At 69.0% G+C, this 16,114-nt stretch carries 15 protein-coding genes; 5 read left to right on the forward strand and 10 right to left on the reverse strand.

The window, feature by feature from the left end:
- Positions 1-155: 155 nt before the first annotated feature.
- The 4 genes from AC6LJ9_RS00100 (at position 156) to AC6LJ9_RS00115 (ending at position 2,916) form a co-directional block, all read left to right on the forward strand.
- The gene (locus tag AC6LJ9_RS00100; RefSeq protein ID WP_212314017.1) at positions 156-953 is read left to right on the forward strand and encodes an IclR family transcriptional regulator; all 798 of its coding nucleotides are present in this window, start codon (positions 156-158) and stop codon (positions 951-953) included.
- Positions 954-990: 37 nt separating this feature from the next.
- Entirely contained in the window at positions 991-1,641 is a 651-nt protein-coding gene (locus tag AC6LJ9_RS00105; RefSeq protein WP_498146029.1) for a bifunctional 4-hydroxy-2-oxoglutarate aldolase/2-dehydro-3-deoxy-phosphogluconate aldolase, read from the forward strand.
- Positions 1,634-2,551, forward strand: coding sequence for a sugar kinase (locus tag AC6LJ9_RS00110; protein ID WP_498146030.1), 918 nt, complete (start codon positions 1,634-1,636; stop codon positions 2,549-2,551). Before AC6LJ9_RS00105 ends, AC6LJ9_RS00110 begins: the two co-directional genes overlap by 8 nt.
- A 236-nt stretch (positions 2,552-2,787) precedes the next feature.
- Positions 2,788-2,916: a hypothetical protein gene (locus tag AC6LJ9_RS00115; RefSeq protein ID WP_006226408.1), complete on the forward strand. Its 129-nt coding sequence runs from the start codon at positions 2,788-2,790 to the stop codon at positions 2,914-2,916.
- A 182-nt stretch (positions 2,917-3,098) separates the two neighbouring features.
- Here the strand turns inward: AC6LJ9_RS00115 and AC6LJ9_RS00120 are convergent, their stop codons facing one another.
- The gene (locus AC6LJ9_RS00120) at positions 3,099-4,046 is read right to left on the reverse strand and encodes a LysR family transcriptional regulator (RefSeq protein WP_212314011.1); all 948 of its coding nucleotides are present in this window, start codon (positions 4,044-4,046) and stop codon (positions 3,099-3,101) included.
- Between the two features lie 233 nt (positions 4,047-4,279).
- Here AC6LJ9_RS00120 and AC6LJ9_RS00125 point away from each other — a divergent pair, with 233 nt between their 5' ends.
- On the forward strand, positions 4,280-5,215 hold the full coding sequence (locus AC6LJ9_RS00125) for a glycosyltransferase family 2 protein (protein ID WP_212314010.1): 936 nt from the start codon (positions 4,280-4,282) through the stop codon (positions 5,213-5,215).
- A 63-nt stretch (positions 5,216-5,278) separates the two neighbouring features.
- Here AC6LJ9_RS00125 and AC6LJ9_RS00130 read toward each other — a convergent pair whose 3' ends face one another.
- The 9 genes from AC6LJ9_RS00130 to AC6LJ9_RS00170 form a co-directional block, all read right to left on the reverse strand.
- The gene (locus tag AC6LJ9_RS00130) at positions 5,279-6,028 is read right to left on the reverse strand and encodes an ABC transporter ATP-binding protein (RefSeq protein WP_212314009.1); all 750 of its coding nucleotides are present in this window, start codon (positions 6,026-6,028) and stop codon (positions 5,279-5,281) included.
- A complete protein-coding gene (locus tag AC6LJ9_RS00135; RefSeq protein WP_498146031.1) occupies positions 6,029-7,822 on the reverse strand; it encodes a branched-chain amino acid ABC transporter ATP-binding protein/permease in 1,794 nt (597 codons plus the stop codon).
- A complete protein-coding gene (locus AC6LJ9_RS00140; RefSeq protein WP_212314007.1) occupies positions 7,819-8,856 on the reverse strand; it encodes a branched-chain amino acid ABC transporter permease in 1,038 nt (345 codons plus the stop codon). The genes AC6LJ9_RS00135 and AC6LJ9_RS00140 overlap by 4 nt, the downstream gene beginning before the upstream one ends.
- Positions 8,857-9,102: 246 nt before the next feature.
- Entirely contained in the window at positions 9,103-10,254 is a 1,152-nt protein-coding gene (locus tag AC6LJ9_RS00145) for an ABC transporter substrate-binding protein (RefSeq protein ID WP_212314006.1), read from the reverse strand.
- A gap of 186 nt (positions 10,255-10,440) precedes the next feature.
- Positions 10,441-11,169, reverse strand: coding sequence for an SDR family NAD(P)-dependent oxidoreductase (locus tag AC6LJ9_RS00150; protein ID WP_212314005.1), 729 nt, complete (start codon positions 11,167-11,169; stop codon positions 10,441-10,443).
- Positions 11,170-11,201: 32 nt separating this feature from the next.
- Positions 11,202-11,987 carry a cyclase family protein gene (locus AC6LJ9_RS00155; protein ID WP_498146032.1) on the reverse strand — a complete coding sequence of 262 codons (786 nt, stop codon included), beginning with the start codon at positions 11,985-11,987 and terminating at the stop codon, positions 11,202-11,204.
- 70 nt (positions 11,988-12,057) lie between these two features.
- Positions 12,058-13,299: an SDR family NAD(P)-dependent oxidoreductase gene (locus tag AC6LJ9_RS00160; protein ID WP_498146033.1), complete on the reverse strand. Its 1,242-nt coding sequence runs from the start codon at positions 13,297-13,299 to the stop codon at positions 12,058-12,060.
- Positions 13,296-14,465 carry a thiolase family protein gene (locus AC6LJ9_RS00165; RefSeq protein WP_498146034.1) on the reverse strand — a complete coding sequence of 390 codons (1,170 nt, stop codon included), beginning with the start codon at positions 14,463-14,465 and terminating at the stop codon, positions 13,296-13,298. The genes AC6LJ9_RS00160 and AC6LJ9_RS00165 overlap by 4 nt, the downstream gene beginning before the upstream one ends.
- On the reverse strand, positions 14,462-16,114 hold the full coding sequence (locus tag AC6LJ9_RS00170; protein WP_498146035.1) for an AMP-binding protein: 1,653 nt from the start codon (positions 16,112-16,114) through the stop codon (positions 14,462-14,464). Before AC6LJ9_RS00170 ends, AC6LJ9_RS00165 begins: the two co-directional genes overlap by 4 nt.

Genomic DNA, 16,114 nt, shown 5'->3' on the forward strand with positions numbered 1-16,114 from the left:
TCCGGGCGCGGCGATATGGAATAATTGCCTATATCGTGAGCATGGTGTCTATATTATGGACAGCATGCCGCGCCAAACTGTACAAATAAACAGTATCGCAGATTCGTCTGAAAATCGTGCGTCATGCGTTGGGCACACTAGTAACCCGATAACGGATGGGGAATTCCTTGCTGGAGACCAAGGTGGCGGGCGCCGCGGCGTTCGCCAAGTTCATGACCGTGCTGCAGGCCGTGGCCGACGCGCAGCAGCCGCCCACCGCGGCGGCGCTGGCGCGCGCCTGCGGCTATCCCAGACCCACGGTCTACCGGATCCTGGCCGCGCTGGCCGAGCAGGGCATGCTGATGGAAAGCGGCGGCGGCTATCGTCTCGGGCCGCGCCTGTTGCAGCTGGCCAGCCGCTCCTGGTCCCAGTTCGACCTGCGCGCCGCGCTGGCGCCCGAGTTGCAGGCGCTGCGCGACGCCACCGGCGAGACCGTGCACCTGGCGGTGCCGGCCGGCACCGAGATGGTCTATATCGACAAGCTGGAAAGCCCCGGCCCGGTGCGCATGGTGTCGCGCGTGGGCGCGGGCGTGGCCCTGCATTCCAGCGCCGTGGGCAAGGCCTATCTTGCCGCGCTGGGCGAGGCCGAGCGCGAACGGCTGCTCGGCGGGCTGCCGCTGGAAGCGCGCATGCCGTCCACGCTGGCCAGCCTGCCGGCCCTGCGCGCCGCGCTGGCCGAGACCGCCGCGCGCGGCTATGCCGTCGACGACGAGGAAAACGAGCCCGGCATCGTCTGCTACGGCGTGGCGCTGCGCGACGCGGGCGGCCGGCCGGTGGCCGGCGTCAGCGTCAGCACGCTGCTGTTCCGCCGCCGCGACGATCCGCAATCCGCCTATATCGATCCCCTGCTGCGGCTGCGCGATGCGGCCGCCGCCAAACTCGCCATGCTGCCGGCGGCTTCCGGCGCCGTCTGAGCGCCGTATCCGTCCGAACTCCCACCAAAGGAACCCCATGAACGCCTCCGCCGATTCCCGCGCCTCCAAGCTGGCCGCCCTGCTGGCCGCCAGGGTGGTGCCCGTGCTGCGCTATACCGACGCGTCCGCCGCCGCCTATGCGGCCGAGGTCGCGGTGGCCGCCGGCTGCACCACGCTGGAACTCACCTGGACCATCCCGGGCGTGACCGACCTGCTGCGCGCGCTGCGCGACAAGCACGGCGACGCGCTGCTGCTGGGCGTGGGCACCGTGCTGGACGAAAGCCAGGCGCGCGAGGCGCTGGTGGCCGGCGCCGACTTCCTGGTCTCGCCGGCCCTGGCGACCGAGGCCGTGGACATGGCCCATGCCGCCGGCGCGCTGTGCCTGCTGGGCGCCTTCACGCCCACCGAGGTGCTGGCCGCGCGGCGCGCGGGCGTGGACATGGTGAAGATCTTCCCCGCCGACACCGGCGGCCCCAAGCACCTGGCCGCGCTCAAGTCGGTCTACCCGGACACGGTGTTCTGCCCCACGGGCGGCGTGACGGTGGACAACATGGGCGCCTATTTCGCCGCCGGCGCCAGCATCGTCGGCATCGGCAGCAATCTCTATGACAAAGCCGCCTTCGCCGCGCGCGATACCGCCGCGCTGGTGAAGCAGATCATCCAGACCCGCGAGGCCGCCCATGGCTGATATCGATATCGTCGCCCTGGGCGAACCCCTGGTCGAACTCAACCAGACCCGCGCCGGCGAGCCGCAATACCAGCAGGGCTTCGGCGGCGACACCTCCAACGCCGTCATCGCCGCCGCCCGCCAGGGCGCGCGCTGCGCTTACCTGACGCGGGTGGGCGGGGACAGCTTCGGCGCCCAGCTGCTGGAATTGTGGAAGACCGAGGGCGTGGACACGTCCGGCGTGGAAGTGGACCCGGACGCGCACACCGGCCTCTACTTCGTGCAGCACGGTCCGCAGGGTCATTCTTTCAGCTACCTGCGGCGCGATTCCGCCGCCAGCCGCATGACGCCGGCCAGCCTCAAGGGCCAGCTGATCGAGCGCGCCCGCTACCTGCATGTGTCGGGCATCAGCCTGGCCATCAGCACCTCGGCCTGCGATACCGTGTTCGCGGCCATCGAGCGGGCCCATGCCGCCGGCGCCCAGGTCAGCCTGGATTCCAACCTGCGGCTGCGCCTGTGGCCGGTGGACCGCGCCCGCGCCATCCTGCGCGAGGCGCTGCGCCAGGCCGACCTGTTCCTGCCCAGCATGGACGACATGCAGCACCTGACCGGCAACGACGACCCGGAACGCACGCTGGACTGGATCCGCGACGCCGGCGCCACCGGGGTGGTGGTGCTCAAGCTGGGCAAGGACGGCTCCATCATCGACGACGGCCACGGACGCAAGCCGGTGGCGGCGCTGCGGGTGGACGCGGTCGACGCCACCGGCGCGGGCGACTGCTTCGCCGGCAGCCTGCTGGCCCGCCGCTGCAAGGGCGATTCCTGGGAGGACGCCGTGCGCTACGCCAATGTGGCGGCGGCCCTGTCCACGCTCGGGTATGGCGCGGTCGATCCCCTGCCCAGCGCGGAGCAGGTCCAGGCGAAACTGTAGGATCCGCCCACGATTTGGAGTCTTTTAGGGCCGGTTGGCGTGTTTTCCGGATTTCAGGCTAAAATGCCAAGTTATCCGAATTTTCCGCCAGCCTGTCGTTAGATGGTGACTGGGTTGTGCGGGCGATGGGCTGGGTGCCAGTTGGTAGATACCAATTGCGGTTGCCGCAGCCTGATTCGCAAATCCGATACCCGCAAATCCGGCTACCCGCCAACCTACTACGCAGGAGAATCAACATGGCAGAACGCAAGCGCGTCCGTCGCAACACCCTGGAACGCCGTTGCCTGGGCAAGGCCTTCAAGCGCCTCTTCGTCAAGTCGCCCAAGGGCGTCTTCAAGATGCTGGAAAAGATCAAGCGCGTCTAAGCCCTGACGCGAGGCGCGGGGCCGACAAGGCCCGCGTCCTGATCTAAAAAAAACCCGCCTGGCGCGAGCCACGCGGGTTTTTTGTCGTCTGCGCTCTGCGGCGCCAATCCGGCCAGGGGGCACTGGTCAGGGTAAGCGCTTGCTGACGGCGCGCCGCCAGCAAGCGGACACGCTCTTGGCAGCTACTGCGCCGGCCCCAGCATCGGCAGGATGAAATCCATGAACGCCCGCGTCTTGGCCGGCTGGATGCTGGACGGGTAGGTGACGTAGATGGAGATCGGGTCCACCGACCAGCCCGGCAGCAGGCGCTTGAGCGAGTTGCGCTTGATGATGGGGTCGAGCGCGCGGCAATGCGGCATGCGGGTGATGGCCAGGTCCAGGCCGGCCAGCGTGCCGGCGATGCTCATGTTGTTGGCGGCCAGGTGGCCGCTGACCGGCACCATCTCGCTGATGCTGCCGTTGTGCAGCATCCAGTGCGAATGCTCGTCGTCGATGGTGGTGCGCAGGCACTGGTGCCCGCTCAGGTCCTGCGGCGCCAGCGGTTCGCCATGGCGCTCCAGGTAGCGGTCGGACGCATACAGGTAGTTGTCCAGCCGCACCAGCTCCTGTACCACGGCGCCGCTATGGCCGCCATTGCCCTGCTCGCCCGTGGGCGGCAGGTTGTAGTCGGAGTTGCGGCCGAAGCGCAGCATGACGTCGAAGGGCGTGCCCTGCGTATCCGAGGCGGTCAGCATGCTGAGGTCGAACTCGCATTCGATGTCCGGATAGCGCTCGGTGAAATCGTTGATGATCTCGGGCAGCAGCCAGATCGCCAGGCTGTAAGGCATGGACACGCGCAGGTTGCCGGAGGGGCCGCCGGCCAGCGCCAGCAGCTGTTCGTGCGCCAGGCGGGCCTCGTCGATCAGACCCTGGCAGCGGCGCATGTAGGCCGCGCCGGCCTCGGTCAGGTCCAGGCGGCGGGTGTTGCGGTTGATCAGGCGCAGCCCGATGGCGCGCTCCAGCTCGTTGATGCGGCGGGACAGCGTGGACGTGGGCATGTCCAGCGCGCGCGCGGCCAGGCTGAAACTCTTGCGCTTGGCAACTTCCACAAACAGGGCGATGTCGTTGAGCTGGACGGTCGGGGCTTCCATGGGCGTTCCGGTTTTTGCCGCCCGAGTTTACGCCACTCCGGCGGCCCGGATCGGCGAACCATGGCTGATCGCCGGAGATCGGGCGACTTCTTGTCAGATTTGATTGCAAATTCAAATGCCGTGGCATGGGCGGGCACGCGCATATCCCCTAAACTTCAGGCGAAAACACCAACGAAGACACCAAAATCAAGACCGCAGCGGTTCCCAGACGATCGCAAAGGGGCATAGCAGGCATGGCCGATACACCACCGTTCTTTACCATTCTGACCCCAACCTACAACCGGGCGGGCACGCTGCACCGAGTGTATGAGTCGCTCTGTCAGCAGACCTTCAAGGACTTCGAATGGGTCGTGGTGGATGATGGTTCCACGGACAACACGCACGCCTCGGTGCTGGCCTGGCAGGCGCGCGCGGCCTTTCCCATCCGCTATGTCTGGCAGAACAACCAGCACAAGAAAACGGCGTTCAACCGTGGCGTGCGCGAGGCGCGCGGCGAGTTGATCGTCGGGCTGGACAGCGACGACGAAATGCCGCCGGACGCGCTGCAGATCTTCAAGTCGGCCTGGGACTCGATCCCGCCCGCGCGCCGCGACTCCTACGTGGCCGTGACCGGCCTGTGCGCCCGGCCCGACGGCTCCGTCGTCGGCGACCGCTATCCGCAGGACGTGTTCGACAGCACCGCCGTCGACGTGTATTTCCGCCACCGCATCAAGGGCGAGAAGTTCGGCTGCATGCGCACCAGCGTGCTGCGCAAGTTTCCCTTCCCAGAGGACGTGGCCGGCTTCGTGCCGGAAAGCCTGGTGTGGTGGGCGATCTCGCGCGCCGGCTATCTGAGCCGCTTCATCAACCAGGTGGTGCGCGTCTACCACGACAGCACGGACAGCCTGAGTCGCGGCACGGTCGCGGTGGGCAGCAATGCCCAGGGCCTGTACCTGCTGGCCTGGGACATGCTGCAGCACCATCTTGAATACTTCCGCTACCGTCCGCGCGAGTTCGTCATGGCGGCGGCGCGCTACACGCGGTTCCGCCTGCACCTGGAACACTCGGGCGTGGCCAACGCCGTGCAGGCCTACCGCCTGACGCGGCCGCTGGGCCGGCTGATGGTGGGGCTGATGTGGCCGCTCGGCTACGCGCTGTACCGTCGCGACCGGCGCCGGGGCATCGCCTAGCGTCAGCCGTTTCCCCGGCGGCCAGCGCCGGGGCCAATGCGCGCGGATGTCGGCGTCGCTGCTTCAGGCCGGCGCCTGCGCCGCCGCGCCGTGTCCCAGTCCCAGATAGACCTCGACCACGCGCGGATCCTGAGCCACCTGCGCTGCCGGGCCCTCCAGCGTCACCGCGCCGGTTTCCAGCACATAGGCATAGTCCGCCACCTGCAGCGCGGCGCGCGCGTTCTGCTCGATGAGCAGGATGGACACGCCCATGTCGCGCAGGCGCGCGACGATGTGGAAGACCTCGCGCACGATGCGCGGCGCCAGGCCCAGGCTGGGTTCGTCCAGCATCAGCAGCTTGGGCTTGGCCATCAGCGCGCGGCCCACCGCCAGCATCTGCCGTTCGCCGCCCGACAGCGTGCCGGACAATTGGCCGCGCCGTTCGCGCAGGCGCGGGAACAGCTCATAGACTTCGGCCAGCGTGCCGTCGTGGTCGCGCAGGCCGCGCCGGTAGCGGTCGAAGGCGCCCAGCATCAGGTTGTCCTCCACCGTCATCTCGGAGAACAGCTCGCGCTTTTCCGGCACCAGGTTCATGCCGGCCGCGACCATTTCCTCGATCTCGGCGTGCTCGCGCGGCTTGCCGTCGAACACGATGCGTCCGCTCGAGGGCAGCACGCCCATGATGGCCGACAGCAGCGTGGTCTTGCCGGCGCCGTTGGGGCCGATCACGGTCACGATCTGGCCCTGGCCGACCGCCAGGTCCACGCCCGTGACGGCCTCGATCTTGTCGTAGGCCACGCGCAGGCCTTGCACTTCCAGCAGTTTCGCCGCCATTTATTCCACTCCGCCCAGATAGGCTTCAAGCACCGCCGGATTGTGCTGGATCTCGGCCGGCAGGCCCTCGGCGATCTTCTCGCCGAAGTCCATCACGACCACGCGGTCCACCAGGCCCATCACGAAGTCCATGTCGTGCTCGACCAGCAGGATCGCCATGCCTTCGGCGCGCAGCTTGCGCAGCAGCTCGGCCAGCTCGCGCTTTTCCTGGTAGCGCAGCCCGGCCGCCGGCTCGTCCAGCAGCAGGATGCAGGGATCCGAGGCCAGCGCCCGCGCGATCTCCAGGATGCGTTGCTGGCCCAGCGCCAGCGAGCCGGCCTCGTCATGCAGGTGCCGGCCCAGGCCCACGCGCTCGACCTGGCGCGCGGCCTCGGCCAGCAGGCGTGATTCCTCGGCGCGGTCCAGCCGCCAGGCGGCAGGCATGACGCCGCGATGGCCGCGCAGGTGCGCGCCGATCGCCACGTTCTCCAGCACGCTCATGCGGCCCAGCAGGCGCACGTGCTGGAAGGTGCGCGACAGCCCCAGCCGCGCGATGCGGCGCGCGCCGGCGCCGGCCACCGGCTGGCCCAGCAGCGTGACCTGGCCCGAGGTGGGCGTGTCCACGCCGGAGATCTGGTTGAACATGGTGCTCTTGCCGGCGCCGTTGGGGCCGATCAACGCCAGGATCTCGCCCGCGCGGATCTCCAGGTTCATGGCGTTGTTGGCCACCAGCCCGCCGAACTTTCGCGTCACGTCCACCGCCTTGAGCACCACCTCGCCGCGCGGCGGCATGGGCTTGCGCGGCAGCGGCGCGGCGTCCAGGTCCAGCTTGCGTTCGATCTTGCGCACCGGCACCCAGCGCGTCAGCAAGGGCCACAGACCGCTGCGCGCGCGGTGCAGCAGCAGCACCATGCCGAAGCCGAACACGATGACCTCGAAATTGCCGGTCTGGCCCAGCACCTTGGGCAGCAGGTCCTGCAGCCACTGCTTGAGCACGGTGAACACGCCCGCGCCCACCAGCGCGCCCCAGACCTGGCCGGCGCCGCCGATGACGGTCATGAACAGGTATTCGATGCCCATCTGCAGGCCGAAAGGGTTCGGATTGACGAAGCGCTGCATGTGCGCGTACAGCCAGCCCGAGGCGCAGGCCTGCAGCGCGGCGATGATGAATATCACCATGCGCGAGCGGGCCGTGTCCACGCCCATCGACTCGGCCATGACGCGGCCGCCCTTGAGCGCGCGGATCGCGCGGCCCTCGCGCGAGTCCAGCAGATTGCGGGTGGACCAGACCGCCAGCAGCAGGAAGGCCCAGATCAGGTAGTAGATGGTCTCGCCCTGGTCCAGCGCCTTGCCGAACAGCGAGATGGCGGGAATGTCCGGAATGCCGGTATGTCCGCCCAGGCCTTCCATCGAGCCGAAGGCGAAGTACAGCGACAGGCCCCAGGCGATGGTGCCCAGCGGCAGGAAATGGCCGGACAGCTTGAGCGTGATCGCGCCCAGCAGCCAGGCCACCACCAGCGTCAGCAGCAGACCGGCCAGCAGCGTCAGCCAGGGCGAGGCGCCCAGCCAGCCCAGCCAGGACGGCAGGCTGTCGGCGCGCGTGGTCAGGATGGCCGTGGTGTAGGCGCCCAGGCCCACGAAGGCGGCCTGGCCGAAGCTGGTCAGCCCGCCCACGCCGGTCAGCAGCACCAGGCCCAGCGCCACCAGCGCGTACAGGCCGATGTAGTTCAGCAGCGTGACATAGAACGGCGGCAGGAATGGCGGCGCCAGCGCCAGCAGGGCCAGGAAGGCCACGAGGACGAAGCGGGGATTCATTCTTCTTCCTCTTCGACGTGATGGCTCTTGAGCGAGCGCCAGAGCAGCACGGGAATGATCAGGGTGAACACGACGATTTCCTTGTAGGCGCTGGCCCAGAACGAGGAGAAGGCCTCGATCAGGCCCACCAGCACCGCGCCCGCGGCGGCCAGCGGATAGCTGACCAGTCCGCCGATGATGGCGCCGACGAAGCCCTTCAGGCTGACCATGAAGCCCGAGTCGAAATACATGGTGGTGATCGGCGCGATCAGGATGCCCGACACCGTGCCGATCAGCGCCGCCAGGAAGAAGGTGGCGCGGCCGGCGAACACCGGCGAGATGCCCATCAGGCGCGCGCCCAGCCGGTTGAAGGCCGCCGCGCGCAGCGCCTTGCCGTACATGGAACGCTCGAAGAACTGGTACAGCACGACGATCAGCAGCGCCGACACCGCCACCACCCACAGCGCCTGGCTGTTGACGTTGACCGGTCCCAGCGTCAGCCCGGCGTCGCTGAACGGCGCGGTGCGAGCGCCTTCGGCGCCGAAGGCCAGCAGGCCCAGCCCGACCAGCGCCAGGTGCACCGCGATCGAGACGATCAGCAGCACCAGCGTGGACGCGGCCGCGATCGGCTGATAGAAGAGGCGATACAGCTGCGGCCCCATCGGCACCACCAGCAGCAGCGTCAGCAGCGCCTGGACCGTCATCGGCAGCTGCGCCAGCGGCAGGCGATACAGCAGGCCGGCCAGGACCAGCGGATAGACCGCCTTGGCGGCGATGCGCCAGACGCGCACGCGCGCCGGCCGCTTGCGCCAGGCCAGCAGGTCACAGACGACTTCGGCCAGCGCGAAGGCCAGCAGCAGCCACACCAGCGCCACCGGCTTGCCCGCCTGCAGCGAGGCCATGGTCAGCGCGCCGAAGGCGACGAACTCGCCTTGCGGAATGAATAGGACGCGGGTAACGGTAAACACCAGCAGGATGGACAAGGCCAGCAGCGCATAGATCGCGCCGTTGGTGATGCCGTCCTGCCCGAGTATCAGGGCGATCTGAGCATTCATGCAGAATTCCGGGTAAGACAGACAAGCACACCAGGCACGTTACTTCTCCACGCCGCACGTAAATATGAAACAGCTGCCGCCCCATCGGGATGCCACGGATCCGGCTTTGCCGGTCCGTGAGCATGCCCCCTTTGAGGGGGAGGCGCGTGAGCGCCTCGGGGGAGTGCCATCCTCACGGAGCCGGCTTTGCCGGTCCGTCGGCATGCCCCCTTGAGGGGGAAGCGCCAAAGGCGCTTCGGGGGTGGTCTACTTCACCAGCGTCCAGTTACCGTCCTTCACGGTGATCAGCTCGCGGCCGCGATCATCGAAACCGCTGTGGTCGGCGGCCGTCATGTTGTAGACGCCCTGGGTGCCCACCAGCTCCTTGGTCTGCTCCAGCGCGTCGCGCAGCGCGTTGCGGAACTCCTTGGTGCCCGGCTTGCCGGCCTTCTCGGCCAGCGGGACGGCCTTTTCCAGCAGCAGGCCGGCGTCGTAGACGTTGGCGCCGAAGGTGGCGGGCTTGGAGCCGTTGAGCTTCTCGTAGGCGGCGATGTAGTCGGCCGCGACCTTCTTGGACGGGTTGCTGTCGGGCATTTCCGGCAGCACCAGCATCAGGCTGGCGGCCAGGATCGTGCCTTCGACCTTCTTGCCGCCCAGCTTCAGGAAGTCGGGCAGCGCGGCGCCGTGGGTCTGGTAGAACTTGCCCTTGTAGCCCTGGTCGAACAGCGTCGTCTGCGGCAGCACGCTGGCCGCGCCGGGGGCGGCCACCAGCACCGCGTCGGGCTTGGCGGCCAGGATCTTCAGCGCCTGGCCGGTGACCGAGCTGTCGAAGCGCAGGTAGCGTTCGTTGGCCGCGATCTTGATGCCCTTCTCGGCGGCCAGCGCCGAGAACACCTTGTACCAGTTCTCGCCATAGGGATCGTTCAGGCCGATGAAACCGACGGTCTTGATGCCGGTCTTGGCCATGTGGTCGACCAGCGCGCGCGCGATGATGTCGTCGTTCTGCGTGGTCTTGAAGACCCACTTCTTCTGCTCGTTCATCGGCAGCACCACGGCCGCCGTGCCCACCGGCGCCAGCATCGGCACGCCGGCCTCGGCGGCGAACTGGATCACGCCCATGGCGTTGGGCGAGCCCGAGGGGCCGATCAGCGCGTCCACGTTCTGCTCGGAGATCAGCTTCTTGAAGGCGGTGACCGAGTTGGTGGAATCGCTGGCGTCGTCCAGCGAGATGTATTCCACCGTCAGGTCGCCGATCTTCTTGGGCAGCAGCGGCACGGTGTTCTTCTGGGGGATGCCGACCAGGGCGGTGGGGCCGGTCGACGAGGACACGACGCCGACCTTGACCTGCGCCAGCGCGGGCAGGGAGAACAGCGCGGCGGCGGCGAGGGCGGCGGCCAGGGGGAGCTTCTTCGACAGCATGGCAAAACCTCCGGAGTGGGAGCAGAGTTTGGTGCGGCTGAAAGTTGGGGACAGCCGGTGTTGCGGAGACTGCGGCGGGTGGCGCGGCGCCGGCGGCGGGCCGCCGGCGGACGAACGGCAAGGCAATGCACTGTAGACGCGGCGCATGCGCTTACCTATCCGTCAAAACCCGTAGCGCAACGCGCCTCAGATCGTGATCGAGCTGACGCTGGCGCCGCCGCAGACGTACAGCGTCTGTCCGGTGATGAAACTGTTGGCCGGATCGGAAAAGAACATGACCGCGCGCGCCACGTCGTCCGAGCGCCCCAGGCGCTTGACGGGGATGCCGTTGGCGATCTGCTTTTCGCGCTCGCTGCCGGCCTCGATCACGTCGTAGAACATGTCGGTCTGGATGGGGCCGGGCGCGACCACGTTGACGGTGATGCCGTGCGGCGCCAGCTCCAGCGCCCAGGTGCGCGCCATGCCGATCATGCCGGCCTTGGTGGCGGAATAGGCGGTGCGGGTGGGCAGGCCCAGCGCGCCGCGCGAGGACATCATCACGATGCGGCCGAAGCCGCGCTCGCGCATGCCGGGCAGGGCGGCCTGCACCAGGCTGATGGCCGCGCCCAGGTGGATCTGCGTCAGTCCGTGCAGTTCCTGCTGCGTGACGTCGGGCAGCAGGTTGGGCCAGATCACGCCGGCGTTGTGGATCACGTGGCTGACCGGATGGCGCGCCACCGCCTCGGCGGCGGCCTGGGCCGTGGCCTGCTCGTCCAGCAGGTCCACCTGCATGTGGGTCAGGCGCGGATGGCTCATCTCGCCCGCGCGCCGCGCCATGGAAATCACGTCATAGCCGGCGTCCAGCATGGCGCGGCAGATCTCGGCGCCGATCCCGGCGCTGCCGCCGGTGACGATGGCCGCTGGTGTTTGCTTCATGTTCATCCCCTGTGTTCTTGTTGTGCGTGTCTTCAGGCCTTGGGCGTTATTGCCAGGACGCGTAGCGGGCTGCCCGAGCCGCTGCGGATCTTCAGCGGCGCCGAGAAAATCACGGCGCCGGTGGGCGGCAGCTGGTCCAGGTTGGTCAGGCATTGCAGGCCGTAGCGGTTGTTGCCGTGCATGTAGTAGTGGCAGGGGTACGGAGGATCCAGGTGCTGGGCTTGCCCCGCGTCCGTGCCGACCGATTCGGTGCCGAAGCCGTGCACGTCGCGTTCCTTGATCAGCCAGGGCACCACGTCCGCGTCCGGGCCGGGCGAATGCGCGCCGTCTTCCTTCATGTTCAGGTACTCGGCCGGCTTGGCGCGCTTGGACCAGTCGGTGCGCATCAGCACCCAGGAGCGCGCCGGGATGCGGCCATGCTTCGCTTCCCACTGCTTGACGAAATCGATCGTCAGCAGGAAGTCGGGGTTGTCGCGCGCCTCGGCCGAACAGTCGATCACGCAGGCGCTGGCGATGAAGGCTTCCACAGGAATCGTGTCGACCGTGTTGTCGGGCTGGTCCTTGCCGGAGATCCAGTGCGCCGGCGCATCGAAGTGCGTGCCGGTGTGCTCGGAGCAGGAGAAATTGTTCCAGTACCAGGCCGGGCCGCGCTCGTCGTAGCGCGAGATCTCCTCGATGCGGAAGGGCCAGGCCTGGCCGAACTCCGGCGGCAGCACGATGGTGGGGAATTCCGGCGTCAGCGTCTCGGTCAGGTCGACCAGCCGGATGCGGCCGGCGACCAGTTCGGTCATGAATTGGGCGAGGATGTTCTGGCTCATGCTGCGTCTCCTTGTCGGTTGCTGCTCGGTCCCGCGCGGGGCGCGAGGCGTTTGGGGGCGTGGACGGGCGTCAGGCGCCCAGCTCGCGCTCCAGTCCCTTGGGGTTCTCGGCCATGCGGGCGCGGAATTCCTGCGCCACGTCGCCCACGTACACGTCCTCCACGCCGTCGCGCAGGGCCTTGACGATGGCGGCGGCGACGGCGGCGGGGGCCACGCGCGGCGGCGGGGTGCGCTGTTCCCATTCATGGTCCAGCGGACCGGGAAACACGTTCAGCACGCGCACGCCGGCGCCGCGCATCTCGGCGCGCAGGCACTGCGCCAGCGACAGCGCGGCCGCCTTCGAGGCGGACCACATGCCGCGCGCGGGCAGGTTCATGTGGGCGTAGATGGACAGCACGTTGACCCAGGCGGCGGCGCTGTTGACGCCGTCGGCGGCGCGCGCGCACAGGCCGGGGCCGAAGGCCTGCGCCAGGCGCATCATGCCCAGCACGTTCACGTCCAGCGCATCGCGCGCGGTGTTGACGTCCTTGCGCTGCATCAGCCCGCCTTCGCGCTCCAGGTCGGCGGTGTTGACCAGGATCTCGACCTTGCCGCCGATGGAGGCCGCCGCGCGGTCCACCGAGTCGGTGTCGGTCACGTCCAGCGCCAGCGCCTGCACCCGGACGTCGGCCGCCAGCGCGTCGTAGGCCGGGTCGCGCCGCCAGGTCTGCGGGTCGCCCAGGAACACCATCGGGCAGCCGGCGTCCAGCAGCGCGCGCGCCACCGCCTGGCCGACCGCCGACTTGCCGTCGGTGACCAGGGCGCGGCGGAACTTGGGGTCACAGGAGGTTTCGCGCAGGGTCTTGTCGTCTTCCATGTTCGGCGTGTTCCTTTCTGGCAGGGCGATCATCACGGCCTGGCCGCTGCGGTCGAGCTTGAGCGCCAGCCGCACCGGCGCGCCGTCGGCGCAGTCCTGGTGCACGTGCGCCACCACCGAGGGGCCGGCGGCCATGCGCACCGTGCCCACGCGCCAGGGCAGGCGCTCGCGGAAATACAGGTCGTTGCTATGGTGCAGCGTGGTGCTGACCAGCAGCGTGCCGGACGGATCCACCGCGCGCCAGGACAGCTGCTCGGACAGGCAGCCGCCGCAGACTTCGCGCGGCGGATACTGGACCGCGCCGCAATCGGCGCAGACCTGCAATTCGAAGCGTCCCTCGGCCGCGGCGGCGGTCAGGCCCAGCGCGGCGCGGCTGCGCCAGCCGGGCGGCAGCGTGGGCTGGCGCGTGCGCGCGACCGGGTCCTTCTTGGGAGGCTTGGCCAGGGGCTGGGTCATGCGTCGCTCCGCGCCAGGATGGCCGCGGCGGTGCACAGCCCGCGGTCGTAGTTGATCATGCCGAAGCCGCTCACCATGCCGATGCGAGCGTCAGCCACCTGGGTGCCGCCGGCCGTGCCGGTCAGCTGGCGCAGCGCTTCGGTCAGGCCCAGGTAACCGCCGGCGGCGCCGGCCTGGCCGACGGACAGCTGGCCGCCGTTGGTGTTGAACGGAAAGCTGCCATCGATGGTGAAACTGTGGCGGCGCACGAATTCCGGCCCCTCGTTCTTGGCGCAGAAGCCCAGGTCTTCCATCTGCATCAGGTTGATGACCGGGTAGTCGTCGTAGGCCTGCAGGAAATCCATGTCGGCAGGCGCGCTGCCGGCCATGCCGTACAGCTCGTCCACGTCCATGGTCCAGCCGCCGCGCGTCTGGATCGGGTCTTCGATCCAGGCGTTGTGGCGCTCGATGGTGGACAGGATGCGCGCATGGGGCAGCTTGAGCGCCCGCGCGCGCGACTCGCTCATCACCAGGAAGGCGTCGGCGCCGGCGCAAGGCATGACGCAGTCGAACAGATGAATGGGATCGGTGATGACGCGCGCGCCCAGGTACTGTTCCAGCGTCAGCGGCTTTTTCATCAGCGCGTGCGGGTAGCGCAGCGCGTTGTCGCGCTGGGCCACGCAGAGCTTGCCGAAGTCTTCGCGGGTGGCGCCGGACTCGCGCATGTAGTGCGTGGTCAGCAGCGCGAAGCTGGCGTTCGGGCCGCCGGCGCCATAGGGATACACGGCGTCCTGGGCGAAGCGCGAGAACTGGCTGACGGTATTGCGGAACGAGTCCACGTGATTGGTGTCGCCCGCGATGCAGGCCACGACCTCGGCGTCGCCGGCCTGCACGGCGCGCGCGGCGCGCCGCAGCGCGGCCACGCCGCTGGCGCCGCCCATGGGGATGTGATCCAGCCAGCGCGGGCTCATGCCCAGGTGCTGGACCAGGCCCACGGCGCTGTCGGGCGCCAGCGTGAAGCTGGACACGCACAGCCCGTCCACGTCGGTCTTGGCGAGGCCGGCCTGGCGGATCAACGCGCCAAGGGCGCGGCCCAGCCACCAGTGCGCGGCATGCGTGCTGTAGCGTTCATAGGGAATGGTGACGGGCAGCGCCGCCACCACGCCGTCATAGCCGAGGCGGCTCATCTCGCGGCTCCCGCGTGGGATTTTTCGGGGCTTTTCTTCTTCATCGCGCAGGTGTCCACGCAGTGCGCGGTGCCGGGCAGCGTGGGCGCCAGCGCCTTCATCTCGCCGCGCTGGATCTTGTTGGTGGTGGTCAGCGGCAGGCTGTCGACGAAGGCCACATAGCCGGGCGCCTTGTAGTAGGCCAGCTGCTCCAGGCTCCATTGCACGATGGCGCGGGCGGCTTCCTGCCGGGCCGCGTCGCCGTCCAGCGCATCGGCCGGCACCACGCAGGCCAGCACCTCGTCGCCGCGCACCGCGTCCGGCACGGCGGCCACGGCCACGGCCTTGACCAGCGGGTGCTGCATCAGCACGCTTTCGACTTCCACGGCCGAGATGTTCTCGCCGCTGCGGCGGATCACGTTCTTCTTGCGGTCGACGAAGCGCAGCGCGCCGTCGGCCCCGCGGCGCACGATGTCGCCGGTGTGGAACCAGCCGCCTTCCCAGGCCTCGTCCGTCGCGGCGGCGTCCTTCAGGTAGCCGGCGAAGAAGCCGTAGCGCGGATCGTCGCCGGCATGGCGTACCAGCAGCTCGCCGGGTTCGCCGGCGGCGGCCTCGGCGCCCGCGTCCGTGACGATGCGCACCTGCACGTCGTCTTCCTCGGCGCCGAAGCAGCTGCTGCCGATGTGGCGCGGTTCCTGGTTGGCGATGATGACGGCTCCGGCGCCCGTTTCCGTCATGGCCCAGGCTTCCAGCAACGGGAAACCGAAGCGCGCCTCGAAGGGCGCATGCAGCTTGCGGTCCACGCCGGCGCCGAAGCCGAAGCGTATGCCCGGCTGAGCGTCATCGGGCGAGGGCTCGGCCTTCATCAGGATGGCGGGCATCACGCCCAGGTAGTGCAACACGGTGGCGCGCGATTCGCGCACGCTGTCCCACCAGCTGCGCGGGTGGAAGCGGTCCAGCGGGATCAGGCAGCCGCCCGTCAGCACCATGGCCATGGCGGAATAGGCCATGGCGTTCATGTGCACCAGCGGCAGCGGGGTCAGCATGCGTTCCTGGCCGGGGCGCAGCGCGGCCAGGCCGCCTATGCGCGCGTACCAGCCGCCGGCGTGCAGGAAATAGCGGTTGGGCAGGATGCAGCCCTTGGGCCGGCCGGTGGTGCCGGACGTGTACAGCAGCGCGCACTCGCTCAGCTCGCCCGGCTCGCTGCCGGCCAGCGGCGCGGCGAAGGGCGCGGTGGGCGGCGCGTCGTCAGGACCCATCACGCGCAGCTCGCGGCCGGCGCGCGCGGCCGCGGCCTGCAGGTCAGCGTGGCGGCCGGGCAGGGCCACGGCCAGCGCGATTTCGGAATGGCCGGCCAGGTATTCGAGTTCGGCGGCGCGCAGGTCGGGATTGATCGGCACCACCGACACGCCCAGCGCGTTGAGCGCGAACCAGTGCAGGAAGAAGGCGGGGCGGTTTTCCAGCAGCAGGCCGGCGCGGTGGCCGTGGCCGTAGCCGGCGCGCGCATAGGCGGCGCGCAGCGTCTCGATGGCCTCGGCGGCCGCGCCATAGGCCAGCTCGCCGGCGGCGATGCCGTAGGCCTCGGCCGTTTCGGGCAGGATGCACAGGAAGGGCTGGGCGCCGTGGCGGGCCGCGCTGTCGCGGAAGGCTTGATGGACTGTCGCGCTCAC

Source organism: Achromobacter sp. 1011811831 (genome assembly GCF_059760905.1).

Coding starts and splice junctions, on each gene's coding strand:
- AC6LJ9_RS00100 (WP_212314017.1), top strand. CDS start 156: ATGGGGAATTCCTTGCTGGAGACCAAGGTGGCGGGCGCCGCGGCGTTC.
- AC6LJ9_RS00105 (WP_498146029.1), top strand. CDS start 991: ATGAACGCCTCCGCCGATTCCCGCGCCTCCAAGCTGGCCGCCCTGCTG.
- AC6LJ9_RS00110 (WP_498146030.1), top strand. CDS start 1,634: ATGGCTGATATCGATATCGTCGCCCTGGGCGAACCCCTGGTCGAACTC.
- AC6LJ9_RS00115 (WP_006226408.1), top strand. CDS start 2,788: ATGGCAGAACGCAAGCGCGTCCGTCGCAACACCCTGGAACGCCGTTGC.
- AC6LJ9_RS00120 (WP_212314011.1), bottom strand. CDS start 4,046: ATGGAAGCCCCGACCGTCCAGCTCAACGACATCGCCCTGTTTGTGGAA.
- AC6LJ9_RS00125 (WP_212314010.1), top strand. CDS start 4,280: ATGGCCGATACACCACCGTTCTTTACCATTCTGACCCCAACCTACAAC.
- AC6LJ9_RS00130 (WP_212314009.1), bottom strand. CDS start 6,028: ATGGCGGCGAAACTGCTGGAAGTGCAAGGCCTGCGCGTGGCCTACGAC.
- AC6LJ9_RS00135 (WP_498146031.1), bottom strand. CDS start 7,822: ATGAATCCCCGCTTCGTCCTCGTGGCCTTCCTGGCCCTGCTGGCGCTG.
- AC6LJ9_RS00140 (WP_212314007.1), bottom strand. CDS start 8,856: ATGAATGCTCAGATCGCCCTGATACTCGGGCAGGACGGCATCACCAAC.
- AC6LJ9_RS00145 (WP_212314006.1), bottom strand. CDS start 10,254: ATGCTGTCGAAGAAGCTCCCCCTGGCCGCCGCCCTCGCCGCCGCCGCG.
- AC6LJ9_RS00150 (WP_212314005.1), bottom strand. CDS start 11,169: ATGAAGCAAACACCAGCGGCCATCGTCACCGGCGGCAGCGCCGGGATC.
- AC6LJ9_RS00155 (WP_498146032.1), bottom strand. CDS start 11,987: ATGAGCCAGAACATCCTCGCCCAATTCATGACCGAACTGGTCGCCGGC.
- AC6LJ9_RS00160 (WP_498146033.1), bottom strand. CDS start 13,299: ATGACCCAGCCCCTGGCCAAGCCTCCCAAGAAGGACCCGGTCGCGCGC.
- AC6LJ9_RS00165 (WP_498146034.1), bottom strand. CDS start 14,465: ATGAGCCGCCTCGGCTATGACGGCGTGGTGGCGGCGCTGCCCGTCACC.